This window comes from Pseudomonas sp. 06C 126 (assembly GCF_001855215.1).
Taxonomy (GTDB): Bacteria; Pseudomonadota; Gammaproteobacteria; order Pseudomonadales; family Pseudomonadaceae; genus Aquipseudomonas; species Aquipseudomonas proteolytica.
In genome coordinates this window covers 1-13,250 of the sequence record NZ_MIFU01000073.1, presented here as the reverse complement: position 1 = coordinate 13,250, position 13,250 = coordinate 1, and the positions used below count along the sequence as shown (strand labels likewise).

At 60.3% G+C, this 13,250-nt stretch carries 11 protein-coding genes and 1 tRNA gene; 1 reads left to right on the top strand and 11 read right to left on the bottom strand.

Annotated elements, in window-relative coordinates:
* Positions 1-3 precede the first annotated feature (3 nt).
* The 4 genes from secD to queA all read right to left on the bottom strand — a co-directional run bounded on the left by secD (position 4) and on the right by queA (position 4,487).
* On the bottom strand, positions 4-1,872 hold the full coding sequence (secD, locus tag BHC62_RS08415; RefSeq protein ID WP_029298580.1) for a protein translocase subunit SecD: 1,869 nt from the start codon (positions 1,870-1,872) through the stop codon (positions 4-6).
* A gap of 62 nt (positions 1,873-1,934) precedes the next feature.
* Complete coding sequence (gene yajC / locus BHC62_RS08410) at positions 1,935-2,273, bottom strand: preprotein translocase subunit YajC (RefSeq protein ID WP_003175975.1); 339 nt, start codon at positions 2,271-2,273, stop codon at positions 1,935-1,937.
* 43 nt (positions 2,274-2,316) lie between these two features.
* Positions 2,317-3,432 (bottom strand): tRNA guanosine(34) transglycosylase Tgt, encoded by a 1,116-nt coding sequence (tgt, locus tag BHC62_RS08405; RefSeq protein WP_032858353.1) that lies wholly within the window; start codon positions 3,430-3,432, stop codon positions 2,317-2,319.
* Between the two features lie 5 nt (positions 3,433-3,437).
* Positions 3,438-4,487 (bottom strand): tRNA preQ1(34) S-adenosylmethionine ribosyltransferase-isomerase QueA, encoded by a 1,050-nt coding sequence (gene queA, locus BHC62_RS08400; protein ID WP_070994735.1) that lies wholly within the window; start codon positions 4,485-4,487, stop codon positions 3,438-3,440.
* A 108-nt stretch (positions 4,488-4,595) separates the two neighbouring features.
* On the opposite strand from queA, the gene BHC62_RS08395 reads away from it, so the two are divergent.
* A tRNA-Leu gene (locus tag BHC62_RS08395) sits at positions 4,596-4,680 on the top strand.
* Between the two features lie 112 nt (positions 4,681-4,792).
* Here the strand turns inward: BHC62_RS08395 and BHC62_RS08390 are convergent.
* Genes BHC62_RS08390 through BHC62_RS08360 form a run of 7 tightly spaced genes read right to left on the bottom strand, consistent with a single transcriptional unit; the run spans position 4,793 to position 12,746 of the window.
* Entirely contained in the window at positions 4,793-6,538 is a 1,746-nt protein-coding gene (locus tag BHC62_RS08390) for an ABC transporter ATP-binding protein (protein WP_070994734.1), read from the bottom strand.
* A 49-nt stretch (positions 6,539-6,587) separates the two neighbouring features.
* Positions 6,588-7,535, bottom strand: coding sequence for an acetamidase/formamidase family protein (locus BHC62_RS08385; RefSeq protein ID WP_070994733.1), 948 nt, complete (start codon positions 7,533-7,535; stop codon positions 6,588-6,590).
* Positions 7,536-7,595: 60 nt separating this feature from the next.
* Positions 7,596-9,215, bottom strand: a complete 1,620-nt coding sequence (locus BHC62_RS08380) for an ABC transporter substrate-binding protein (protein ID WP_029298619.1) — start codon at positions 9,213-9,215, stop codon at positions 7,596-7,598.
* Between the two features lie 29 nt (positions 9,216-9,244).
* Positions 9,245-10,171, bottom strand: a complete 927-nt coding sequence (locus BHC62_RS08375) for an ABC transporter permease (protein ID WP_032867356.1) — start codon at positions 10,169-10,171, stop codon at positions 9,245-9,247.
* Positions 10,172-11,020: an ABC transporter permease gene (locus BHC62_RS08370; RefSeq protein ID WP_070994732.1), complete on the bottom strand. Its 849-nt coding sequence runs from the start codon at positions 11,018-11,020 to the stop codon at positions 10,172-10,174.
* Positions 11,017-11,610 carry an ANTAR domain-containing response regulator gene (locus BHC62_RS08365; RefSeq protein ID WP_070994731.1) on the bottom strand — a complete coding sequence of 198 codons (594 nt, stop codon included), beginning with the start codon at positions 11,608-11,610 and terminating at the stop codon, positions 11,017-11,019. Before BHC62_RS08365 ends, BHC62_RS08370 begins: the two co-directional genes overlap by 4 nt.
* Positions 11,607-12,746 carry a transporter substrate-binding protein gene (locus BHC62_RS08360; protein WP_070994730.1) on the bottom strand — a complete coding sequence of 380 codons (1,140 nt, stop codon included), beginning with the start codon at positions 12,744-12,746 and terminating at the stop codon, positions 11,607-11,609. Before BHC62_RS08360 ends, BHC62_RS08365 begins: the two co-directional genes overlap by 4 nt.
* Positions 12,747-13,250 lie beyond the last annotated feature (504 nt).

The following is a 13,250-nucleotide window of genomic DNA, read 5'->3' as shown; positions in this document are numbered from 1 at the left end:
CCCTTAAATCCACAACTTCTTGAAGTCACGCCCGCCAAAGATCAGGTTGACCATTGCGCGGGTCACCATGATGGCCGTGAACATCGAGGTAAAGATACCGAGGGACATGGTCACCGCAAAGCCCTTGACCGGACCGGTGCCCATGGCAAAGAGAATCCCGCCAACCAGCAACGTGGTCAGGTTGGAGTCGAGAATTGCCGTGAATGCCCGGCCGAAACCTTCGTTGATTGCCCTCTGCACGCTCATGCCCGCCGCGATCTCTTCACGAATCCGCGAGAAGATCAGCACGTTGGCGTCCACCGCCATACCCATGGTGAGTACGATACCGGCGATACCCGGCAGGGTCAGTGTAGCCCCCAGCAGCGACATCAAGGCCAGCAGCATGACCATGTTGCCCGCCAGCGCGACGGTGGCGATGACGCCAAAGAAGCGATAGATGGCGATGATGAACAGGGACACGAACAACATGCCCCACAGCGACGCATCGACACCCTTGGTGATGTTGTCGGCACCCAGGCTTGGACCGATGGTGCGTTCTTCAGCGAAGTACATCGGCGCAGCCAGGCCACCAGCACGCAGCAGCAGGGCCAACTCGGAAGATTCGCCTTGGCCGTTCAGGCCAGTGATGCGGAATTGAGCACCCAGTGGCGACTGGATGGTCGCCAGGCTGATGATCTTCTTCTCTTCCTTGAAGGTCTGCACCGCGACGTCTTTTTCGACGCCATTGACCATTTGCTTGACGTAAGTGGTTACCGGACGCTGCTCGATGAAGATCACCGCCATGCTGCGACCGACGTTGCTGCGGGTTGCGCGGCTCATCAGTTCGCCACCATGACCATCCAGGCGGATGTTCACTTCAGGCGTGCCATGCTCACCGAAACCGGCCTTGGCGTCTGTCACCTGGTCGCCCGTGATGATCAGACTACGCTCGATCTGCGCTGGAGGACGGTTGCCTTCACGGAACTCGAAAGTCTCGGAGGTGGCCTTGGAAGCACCCGGCTCGGCGGCCAGGCGGAATTCAAGGTTGGCAGTCTTGCCCAGGATCCGCTTGGCTTCAGCAGTGTCCTGCACACCCGGCAGTTCGACCACGATGCGGTTGGCACCCTGGCGCTGAACCAGAGGCTCGGCCACACCCAGCTCGTTGACGCGGTTACGGACCGTGGTCAAGTTCTGCTTGATGGAGTATTCACGGATTTCCGCCAGCTTGGCCGGGGTCATCGCCAGACGCAGCACCGGCTGACCATTGAGGTCGGCGGGCACAATGTCGAAATCGTTGAAGCTCTTGCGAATCAGGGCGCGCGCCTGTTCACGGATAGCCTCGTCAGCAAAGCCCAGCTGGATGGCACCGTTGAGCTGCGGCAGGCTGCGATAACGCAGGCGCTCTTTGCGCAGCAGGCTCTTCACATCGCCTTCGTAGACTTTCATGCGTGCGTCGAGGGCTTTGTCCATGTCCACTTCCAACAGGAAGTGCACACCACCGGACAAGTCCAGGCCCAGTTTCATCGGGTGTGCGCCGATGCTCCGCAGCCATTTTGGCGTGGTCTGTGCCAGGTTAAGCGCGACTACGTAGTCATCACCCATCACCTTGCGCACGACATCCTTGGCCGGCAATTGGTCTTCCTGCTTGGTCAGGCGCAACAAGCCGCCCTTCGCATCAGCTGCCAATGTTGCCGCCTTGACCTGGATTCCCGCGTCAGTGAGCGCTTTGCTCGCGCGGTCCAGATCAGCCTGATTGACCTGCAGCGAAGTGCTGGCGCCAGTGATCTGGATCGCAGGGTCATCAGGATAGAGATTGGGAGCGGAATAAATAAAACCGATCGCCAGCACCGCCAGGATCAGTACGTATTTCCACAGAGGGTATTTGTTCAGCATCACGCCGCCCGCTTATGACGCGGGGCGCCTTGCGCGCCCCGTCGATTGGTAAAAGTTGTTACTCAGATCGCTTTGAGCGTGCCTTTAGGCAGCGTGGCGGCGATGGCGCCTTTCTGGAACTTCATTTCAACGGTGTCGGAGACTTCCAGGACTACGAAAGCGTCGGAAACCTTGGTGATCTTGCCAGCGATACCGCCGGTGGTCACAACTTCGTCACCTTTTTGCAAGCTGCCCAGCAGGTTTTTCTGCTCTTTGGCGCGCTTGGCCTGTGGACGCCAGATCATCAGGTAGAAGATGACCAGGAAGCCGACCAGGAAAATCCACTCGAAACCACCGCCCATAGGACCGGCAGCGGCCGGTGCAGCGGCGTCAGCCATAGCGTTAGAGATAAAAAAGCTCATTTAGCACTCCAGTTGCAAATAGTGAATCTTAGGGTCGGGAAACTCAGTCCAAGGGCGGCACGGGAAGCCCGCGCTTGGCATAGAAGGCATCGACAAAGGCGGCCAATGTACCCTGTTGAATAGCCTCGCGCAAACCAGCCATCAGGACTTGGTAGTGACGCAAATTGTGGATGGTATTCAACATGCTACCCAGCATTTCCCCGCATTTGTCCAGATGGTGCAGATAAGCACGGGAGAAGTTCTGGCAGGTGTAGCAATCACAGGTGGGATCCAGCGGCGAATCATCATGGCGATGGAACGCGTTACGGATCTTCAGCACGCCTGTATCAATGAACAGATGCCCATTGCGGGCATTACGGGTTGGCATCACGCAATCGAACATGTCCACACCGCGGCGCACACCCTCTACGAGATCTTCTGGTTTGCCAACGCCCATAAGGTAACGAGGTTTGTCAGAAGGCATCAGGCCTGGGAGGTAGTCCAGCACCTTGATCATCTCGTGCTTGGGCTCGCCCACCGACAGGCCACCAATGGCCAGGCCATCGAAACCGATTTTGTCCAGGCCTTCGAGCGAGCGCTTGCGCAGGCTTTCGTGCATGCCGCCCTGGACGATGCCGAACAGCGCAGCAGTGTTGTCGCCGTGGGCATTCTTCGAACGCTGGGCCCAACGCAACGACAGCTCCATGGAGATGCGCGCCACGTCTTCATCGGCCGGGTACGGCGTGCACTCGTCAAAAATCATCACGATGTCGGAGCCCAGGTCGCGCTGGACCTGCATCGACTCTTCCGGGCCCATGAACACCTTGGAACCATCCACCGGCGAGGCGAAGGTCACGCCCTCCTCCTTGATCTTGCGCATGGCGCCCAGGCTGAACACCTGGAAGCCACCGGAGTCGGTGAGGATCGGGCCTTGCCACTTCATGAAATCGTGCAGGTCGCCATGCTTCTTGATCACTTCCGTGCCCGGGCGCAGCCACAGGTGGAAGGTGTTGCCGAGGATGATCTCGGCGCCGGTGGCAACGATGTCACGCGGCAGCATGCCCTTGACGGTGCCGTAGGTGCCGACCGGCATGAACGCCGGGGTCTCCACGGTGCCACGGGGGAAGGTCAGGCGACCGCGACGGGCCTTGCCGTCGGTGGCCAACAATTCAAACGACATACGACTCATAGTTGTTCCTCTGGGCCGCGCGGCGCCGGATTACGGGTGATAAACATCGCATCACCGTAGCTGAAAAAACGGTACCCGTTATCGATGGCGGCCTGGTAGGCGGCCATGGTCTCGGGGTAACCGGCAAATGCCGAGACCAGCATCAATAGCGTGGATTCGGGCAAATGGAAGTTGGTGACCAGGCAATCGACCACATGGAATGGCCGGCCTGGGTAGATAAAGATATCGGTGTCGCCACTGAACGGCTTGAGCACGCCATCGCGCGCCGCACTCTCCAGGGAACGCACACTGGTGGTGCCCACTGCGACCACTCGCCCACCGCGCGCCTTGCACGCGTCGACCGCGTCCACGACGTCCTGGCTGACTTCCAGCCATTCGCTGTGCATATGGTGGTCTTCGATGTTATCCACACGCACCGGCTGAAACGTCCCGGCCCCCACGTGCAGGGTCACATAGGCAGTCTCGACGCCCTTGGCGGCAATCGCATCCAGCAGCGGCTGGTCGAAATGCAACCCGGCAGTCGGCGCAGCGACCGCGCCCAGGCGCTGGGAGTACACCGTCTGATAGCGCTCGCGGTCCGAATCTTCGTCGGGGCGGTCTATATAAGGAGGCAACGGCATATGGCCGACACGCTCCAGCAGCGGCAACACTTCCTCGGCAAACTTGAGTTCGAACAACGCGTCATGGCGCGCCACCATCTGGGCTTCGCCACCGCCATCAATCAGGATGCTCGACCCTGGTTTGGGCGACTTGCTGGAGCGCACATGGGCCAGCACACGATGGCTGTCCAGCACCCGCTCCACCAGAATTTCCAGCTTGCCGCCGGAAGCTTTCTGGCCAAACAGCCGCGCCGGAATCACCCGGGTATTGTTGAAGACCATCAAGTCGCCTGGGCGCAAATGCTCAAGCAAATCAGTGAATTGACGGTGTGCAAGGGCACCGCTGACCCCGTCCAGGGTCAACAGTCGACTGGCGCGACGCTCGGCCAAAGGGTGGCGAGCAATCAGCGAATCCGGGAGTTCAAAAGTAAAGTCAGCAACGCGCATGATGGGGTTCGTCTAGCAGGGCCGGGAAGTCTAGCGGAAATAGTGAAAATAGACCATGAAACGTGATTGACCAACGGTAATCACCTCTCTATACTTCGCCGCCATTGAGCCCTGATGGCGGAATTGGTAGACGCGGCGGATTCAAAATCCGTTTTCGAAAGGAGTGGGAGTTCGAGTCTCCCTCGGGGCACCATATAGCAGTATCTGAAAGTCTCTACCAGGCTTTCAGCAACAGAGAAACCGGCCACTTGAGCCGGTTTTTTTGTGTCTGGCCATCGGCCCGGCCAGAGCGCAATCGCGATCGACTACCCCACCGCCACCCAATGCCCACCGCCCACTTCACGAAACTTCTGCAGCGGCGCTTCAAACCCCTTGCCCTTGATCGGGCTGGGTTGCTCGAACTCTTGCAGCAACGCCTTGAAATCACGTTTCTGGTCGACATCAGGCATCGGCACGGCGCTGAGCAGGCGTTTGGTGTAGGGGTGCTGGGGGTTGTGCAGCACGTGATCACGGCGGCCGATCTCGACTATCTGGCCGCCATACATCACCGCGACGCGATGGCAGATGCGCTCGACCACGGCCATGTCGTGGGAAATGAACAGGTAGCTGAGTCGATGCTGTTCGCGCAAGTGTTCCAACAGCTCAAGCACTTGGGCCTGCACTGATACGTCGAGGGCGGAGACGGATTCATCGGCGATGATGACTTTGGGGTTGAGCGCCAATGCGCGGGCAATGCAGATACGCTGGCGTTGCCCGCCCGAGAACTGGTGCGGATAGCGGTACATGGCGTCAGCCGGCATATCGACCTGGCGTAGCAGTTCGGCGACACGTTCCTGTCGTTGCGCCCGTGGCAATTGGTCATGGATCAACAGCGGCTCGCCTACCAGCTCCAGGATGTTTTTGCGTGGGTTCAGGGCCGCGTAGGGGTCTTGGAAGACCATTTGGATATCGCGGCGCACGGCCTGCAGTTCGGCGCCGTGCAAGCCGTTCAACTCTTTGCCGAACAACTGCACGCTGCCTTGATAGGCCAGCATATTCATCAGGGCCTTACCGGTGGTGGATTTACCACAGCCACTCTCCCCCACCAGCCCCAGGGTTTCGCCTTGGCGCAGTTCAAAGTTGAGCCCTTCTACCGCGTGCACCTGTTTGTCTTCTTCGAACCAGCCCATGCGCACAGGAAAGCGCACGGACAAGTCGCGCACCTGCAAGACCACCGGTTGCTGGCTGACGTCGCCCGGCTGGCCCGCCGTGCCCAGCACGGGCACCGCCGCGAGCAATTTACGGGTGTAGTCGGCCTGGGGCTGGGTGAATAGCTGCCGCACGGGCGCTTGTTCTTCGGTGCGCCCATGGTTCATCACCACCACCTGGTCGGCCATTTCAGCGACCACCCCCATGTCGTGCGTGATCATCAGCAAGCTGGTGCCGTAGACCTGTTGCAGTTCGCGCATCAGTTCCAGGATCTGCGCCTGGATGGTCACGTCCAGCGCGGTGGTCGGCTCATCGGCGATCAGCACTTTGGGCCGACAGAGCATGGCCATCGCGATCATCACACGCTGGCGCATGCCACCGGACAGCTCATGGGGATACTGCTGCAGGCGTTTTTCCACCTGCGGCATGCGCACCGATTCAAGCATCTCCCGGGCGCGCTGGCGCAGGGCCTGACGCCCCAGCGGTGCGTGCCGGCGCAGCGTTTCCTGCAGCTGTTGGCCTACGGTCATCAGCGGGTTGAGCGACGTCATCGGTTCCTGGAAAATCATGCCGATCTGTTTGCCGCGCAGCCGTTGCAACTCGCGCTCGGGCGCGCCGATCAAGTCGCGCCCTTCAAAGCTGATCGCGCCTTCGGCCACCCGCACCGCCTTGGGCAACAGCCCCATGATCGCCAGCGACGACAGCGATTTACCACTGCCGGACTCCCCGGCGATACACAGTGTCTGGCCGGCGAACAGGTCGAAGCTCAGGTGATCGACCACGCGCCGGGAGCTGGCCCCCATGCCGACATCGATGGACAACTGCTGCACCGACAAAATCGGCTGGGAGGTCCCGTTACTCATCAAAGCTCCTCACGCGTGAAGCGATAAACGCCAAGTCGTTGGCGAGCCATCAGGCAAATACGATTTTCGGGAAGTAGAACGACACGACCCAATTGGGCAGGTCGACGATCTCGCTGATGCGCAAATCGCCACACACCGAACACAACATGTACGCCTGCTCGGCGGGCATGTGGTGCTCACGGCACAGCCAGTCGATGGTGTTGCTGACGGCCTGACGTGCGGCTTGCATCAAGTCCGGGCCAATGCCGGTGAAGGCTTCGTAGCCCGCACCGTCCAGGTGACGGGTCACGGGGCCTGGGGTGCTGAAGCGCGGTGTTGCCAGGGGGGTGTTCTTGATCAGGTCCAGCTTCACCACCACATCCATTGCGCTTTCGATCGCGGTGCCGCACACCTCACCATCGCCTTGCGCCGCGTGGGTATCGCCAATCGACAACAAGGCGCCGCTGACCTCCACCGGCAGATACAGCGTAGTGCCGGCCGACAGGTCGCGAATGTCCAGGTTGCCGCCGACCCGGCGCGGGGGCACCACCGAGTGCAAGCCCGCCAATGCCGGCGCCAGGCCGATGGTGCCAGCGAAGGGCTTGAGCGGAACCTTGGCGAAATCACTGAAGGCCGCCGGGCTCAGGGCCACTTTGTCGTAGTGCCACAGCATCAGGGCGGGGTCCGTGAACTGGTCCGCAAGCAGGCCAAAACCCGGGATGTTGGCTGTCCAGCCGAAGCCGCTCGGCTTGAAGCTGTCGAGGGTGATTTTCAGCACGTCGCCAGGCTCGGCACCCTCGACAAAAATCGGCCCGGTGACAGGGTTGATCGTATCGAACGGCACCTTGCCGACATCGTCTACCGTCGATTGCGGCGTGAAGAAGCCGTTGGACGAATCGCGACAGCAGAACTCCAGCATGGCACCTGGCGCCACCCGGGCGGTCGGTTCGATGCTGTTGTCCCAGCCGAAATGGCTGTTGACGCTGTGAATGGTCTTGACCAGGCAGTTCTGGCACATAGGGAGAAAACTCCGCGTAAAGACCACGCCCGGAAGGCGTGGTGGCAGGCCGGCTGCGCTTTATTTCAGGTAGATGTAGTTGTAGTTGACCGGGATGTGCACCGGATCGACATACAGTGCGTCGCTGCCGCCCATGCGCGAGGAGCGCACGGTGAAGCGCTGTTCGTTGAAGATCGGGACCCACGGCGCATCGGCCATCACATCGATGAAGATCTTCTTCCACAGCGCAGTCCGTTCGGCCTGTTGCTCCGGCTTGGCCATGCTGTCGGCCTTGGCGGCCAGCGCATCCAGGCTCTTGTTGCAATACAGCGCCCAGTTCCAGCCACCGTCCACCGCACTGTCACAGCCCAGGATCGGCCCGTAGAAGTTCGAGGGGTCCGGGAAGTCGGCAATCCAGGCCATGCCGCCGGACCACACCATCGGCGCCTGATCCTTGGAACCGCCTGCCGCAATCACGTTGGCCTGCGCCAGGGACTTGATCTTCACACGCACCCCGACCTTCGCCAGGTCTTGCTGGATAGCCTGGGCGATACGCGGCTGCGGGTCGGTGTTCATCACGTACATCTCGGTGTCGAAACCCTTGTCGAAACCGGCTTCGGCCAAGAGCTTCTTCGCGCCTTCGACATCGTAGGCGTAGCCTTTGTAGTCCTTGTCGTAGCCCGGCATCGCGGGCGGCAGCGGCTGGTTGGCCGGGACCGCACGGCCGTTGATGATGCGCACGATGCGATCCTTGCTGATCGCCATGTTCACTGCCTGGCGCACCTTGAGGTTGTCGAAGGGCGGCAGTGTGGTTTTCAGGGTCAGGTAGCCGGTTTGCAATTGATCACCGGTGACCACCAGGCTCTTGAACTTGGGGTCGTTCTTGAACTCGAGGAACTTGGCCGGCGGTACACCGTCGCCCGCGATGTCGACCTCGCCCTTTTGCAAACGCAACAACGCGACCATCGGATCCTGGCCGACCTCAAAGGCGATCGTGTCGAGGTGCGGCAGGCCCGCCTTGAAATAGTCCGGGTTCTTCTTGAACAGAATCTGCTGCCCCAGCTTCCACTCCGCCAGGCTGTAGGCACCGGTGCCCACCGGGTGTTTGCCGAAGTCGGCGCCCCACTTCTCGACCTCCTCCTTGGGTACGACAAAGGAAAAGTTGATCGCCATCACCTGCAGGAACGTCGCATTTGCCGACTTGAGCGTGATCTTGACGGTGTAATCGTCGACGACCTCAATGCCCGCCAACTGCTCGGCCTTGCTGGCCGCCATGTCTTCATAGCCCACGATCGAACTGAAGAAACCCGCACCCGGGCTCTGGGTTTTCGGGTTGACGGTACGCTCCAGGGAGTACTTCACGTCGCTGGCCTTGAGTTCGCGACCGTTGTGGAACTTCACGCCTTTCTTCAAGGTGAAGGTATAGACGGTGCCATCCTCGGAGATGCTGTAGTCCGACGCCAGGTTCTTGGTCAGTTCCGTGGTACCTGGCTTGTAATCCATCAGCCCGTCGAACAGGCTTTTGATCATCGACCAGTTCTGCCAGTCATAACCGATGGCCGGGTCGAGGGTGGCCACGTCGTTTTGATAGGTAATCACCGCTGCGCCACCGTCTTTGGCGTTTGGATCAAAGTCATCGGCCAACAGATTGCCGGCAAACAACGCAGCCGCGATGGCCAAGGATAATGCTTTGCGATTCATGCTCCAGCCCCTTACCTATGGTGATGTTCCTAGTGTTTTTTGATGTCGATACGCGGGTCGACCCAAGGGATCACCAGGTCGGCGACCAGGTTGCCCAAAACGATTGCCACCGCTGAAACCGTGGTCACCCCGACAATCACCGGGATGTCGACTTGCTGGATCGCCTGCCATGTCAACTGGCCAATTCCCGGCCAGCCGAAGACCGACTCGACCACCACCAGCCCGCCCATGAAGATCCCAATATCGATGCCGATCATCGGAATCACCGGCACGATGGCGTTGGGCAGTACATGCCGCAGCACCACGCGTACGCGGCTCAAGCCCTTGGCCCGGGCGGTGCGGATGAAGTCTTGGTGCAGCACCTCGATCATTGAGGAGCGCACCATGCGCGAGTACCAGCCGCTGCCGAGAATGCCCAGGGTCAGGGCCGGCAACAGCAGGTGTTCGAAGCCGCCATAACCGCCCATGGGGAACCAGTCCAACTGCACGGCGAAGAAGTACAGGAACAGCATCGCCGCGATGAACTGCGGGGCCGATACGCCGATGAACGAGAGGGCCATCAAGGCTTTGTCGGCCCAACTGTCGCGGCGCAATGCAGCGATCACGCCGAGGCTGATACCAATCAGCAACTCGAAACCGATGCCCGCGGCCATCAATTCCAGGGACGGACGCAAGCGCGCGCCGATCAGTTCCGTCACCGGGCTGCGCTGGATGTAGGAGCGCCCGAGGTCGCCTTGCACCAGGTTGCCCAGGTAATTGGCGTACTGCTGATAGAACGGCAGGTCGAGCCCTAGCTGCATGCGGATCCCGGCCACCACTTCGGGCGTGGCGCTACGCCCGGCAATCTGGCGTGCCGGGTCAGCAGGCAGCATGAACAGCAGTAGGTACGTGATGAAGGTCACGCCAAGCAGGATCAACAGCGAGTAGCCGATGCGACGACTGATAAAGGCCAACATTCAGCTTCTCCCTTGCAGGGTAGGATCGAGTTCGTCGCGCAGGGCATCGCCCACCAGGTTGAATGCCAGCGACAGCAGGACAATCACAATGCCGGGGAAAAACACCAGCCACGGCGCCGAGGTGAAATAGGTCTGGCTCTCGAAAATGATGTTGCCCCAACTCGGCGTTGGCGGTTGGACTCCCACGCCCAGGTACGACAAGGTGGCTTCCAGCAGCACTGTGGTCGAGATGCCCAGGGTGGCCCAGACGAGGATGGTCGGTAGCAGATGAGGCAGCAGGTGAGAGAACAGAATGCGCAGCGAGCTGGCTCCCAGAGTTCGCTCTACGGCCACAAAGTCACGGGCGCTCAGGGCGATGGTTTCGGAGTAGATCACCCGGGCGATCTGTACCCAGTTGACCATGGCGATCACCAACGCAACGATCCACACGCTGGGCTGGAAAATCGCCGACAGCGCAATCGCCAGCAGCAAGGCCGGGAACGCCATCATCAAGTCAGTGAAGCGCATCAGCGTGCTGCCGACCCAGCCACGCAGGAAGCCCGCGCTCAGCCCCACCAGCGTGCCGATCAGCACCGCCAGGCCATTGGCGAGCAAGCCGATGAACAACGACGTCCGTGCGCCATAGATCAGCCGCGACAGCAGATCACGGCCGAGTAGATCGGTGCCCAGCAGGTACGGCGTATCGGGGGGCAGCGGCGCACCTTCCAACGACAGGCCTTCGACAAATTGCTCGGACGGATCGTATGGGCTCATCCACGGTGCAAACAACGCCAGTAACACGACAATCACGATGTACAACAGCGACAACGCCACCGCAGGACGGCGAACCAAGGCACGCAACACCTTCATAGCTGGCCCCTGCTCGGTTGCAGGCGATCTGCCGCCATCTCAGCACACAAGTCATCCAGGCTACGGTTCAAGTGCATGGACAGGCTGCGCAGGCGCTCATAGGCCTCGCGCTCATCGATCTGCTGCTCGACCATCAACCGCGCCAACGCCTGGGCCAGCAGCGGCCGTGCCAGGAGTCGCTGTTGCAGCGCTTCAATGGTGCGGCTGTCGCTATCAAGTCGTTCACGCAGACCGATCGCCATCATCAGCGTGGTGTAGACCGAACCTTGGGTGATCGGCTTGTTCAGCAACGCGGTCGCCCCCAACTCAATGGCGCGCTGGATGTGCGACAGGGTTTCGTGGGAGGTCAGCGCCACAATGGGCACGCCGGCAGCGCTCAGGCGTTGCAGGGTGGTGGGGCTGGCAAAGGGTTCCAACTCGACGATGGCAGCAAAACAAGCATCGAGCGAATCATCCGCGTCCTCAAACAACTCCTGCGCGGTAATGCCCAGCCGCTGCAAGCTCTTGTGCAGGTTAGCCAGGCTACGCGGCTCGCAGTCGATCAACAGCAACCGACCCGCTTCAAAGTCTGGGCGTTTGAACAGGCTCATTTGACGATCCTCAGGCGGGGTGCGGGTGCAACTGCGCGCAGACGTTGAAATTCACTCAGGTCGGTGGCGGTCAGGTAAGGGTCGGCCGGCAGTGGCCGTGCCTCACTGTGCAGGACGACGAAGCGGCCCGCGCGCAGCTCAGCAATATGGCAAGGCTGGCTGCTGTGGTTGTTGCGCTCGGCGATGGCCAGGGTGCCGAACACGCTGTCCTGCGGGTGGTCGTACACGTAGCGGCAAATACCCTCGGGGTCATCGCTGCCACACTGGTCCAGCGCTCGGGCAAACAGGTGTAGGGCTACGTACATCCCGGTGTAGAAGTGCGAAATCGGGTGCACCCCATGCAGCATGTGCTGCTGCTGGCTGAACGCAGGGGCGACTTCTTCAAAGAACGGACCACATGACAGCACACGCAGGCTGCGCAGGTCGCCGACGTCACTCAATTCGGCCTCGGTCAGGTTGCAGCTCAACACCGGCAGGCTCCAGCCGACGGAGTTGCACGCGGCATCCAACTGCCGCAAAAAGGCGTAGGAGGACTTCCCGATCAAGTTGTTGAGAATGAACGCCGGCCGTTCTACCAGCAACGTCTGGATCAACTCACTGAAAGGCGTTGCGTCCAGATGGATGTAGCGCTCCAGCAACACATGGGCGCCGGCCACTTCGAGCACTTCACGGGCGACCCGATTACTTTCCCAACCCCAGCTGTAATTCGACCCCAGCAGCACGGCGCGCTTGCCAAACGTCTGCAGGGCGTAGCGCAGCAAGGGGATCAATGTCTGGTTCGGGCAACCGCCGAGATACAGCACATGTTCGCTGCTCTCGAACCCCTCATACGGGCAGGCGTACCACAACAGACCGGCGTTCTGCTCCAGGTCCGGAATGATCTCCTTACGACTGGCGGAGGTAGTGGTGCCGAAGATGTGCCGTACTCCGGACTGCATCAACTCAACAGCCCCTTCGCTGTACCGGTGCAGAACGCCTCGTGGATCGCGGTGGGTGGCCTGCAGGATAAAGTCATAGCCAGGGTTGCCATTGATTTGCGCGAGCGCGTGGGTTGCCCCGGCCAACGCATTGCGCCCAACACTTTTGTAAGTGCCCTCGGTGGAGAGCAACAGCCCAACCTCAATGGTACGACGCATCTATTTTCCCCAAAAAAAAACCTGATCGACCAGGGGACTGGTCAATCAGGCTTCATTACCTGGCGCTCAAGGCGTGCGATGTCTGTCGGCAAGACTTAGTGGCATGGCCAGGCTTGCTCGTGGGTATCGCTATGAAATAAGCGTGCCATCTTTACAGTGGCGCGGGAGCTGGGGCTTTTCGGAATGTACAGAGGGCGCGTCGGCACTGAGTTGGAACACAGTGGCGGTTCTGAGCTTCACTAGAGTGCACAGCAGATGGGGCAGACTTGTACCGACTTCGGGCGAGACTCTTGCGTACAGATGTAACGTTAATTCCCAAGCTGTTGCCGGCGCCTTTGCCCGAGTGCGGCAATACGAGACAAGTTGGTGGTATCGAATCGTGCTGCTGGAAACTTGCCGCAGTGCCTTTTCGACCGCCCAAAACAAAACCCCAACTGCTTTCGCAATTGGGGTTTCGGAATTTAATCTTGACGATGACCTACTCTCACATGGGGAAACCCCACA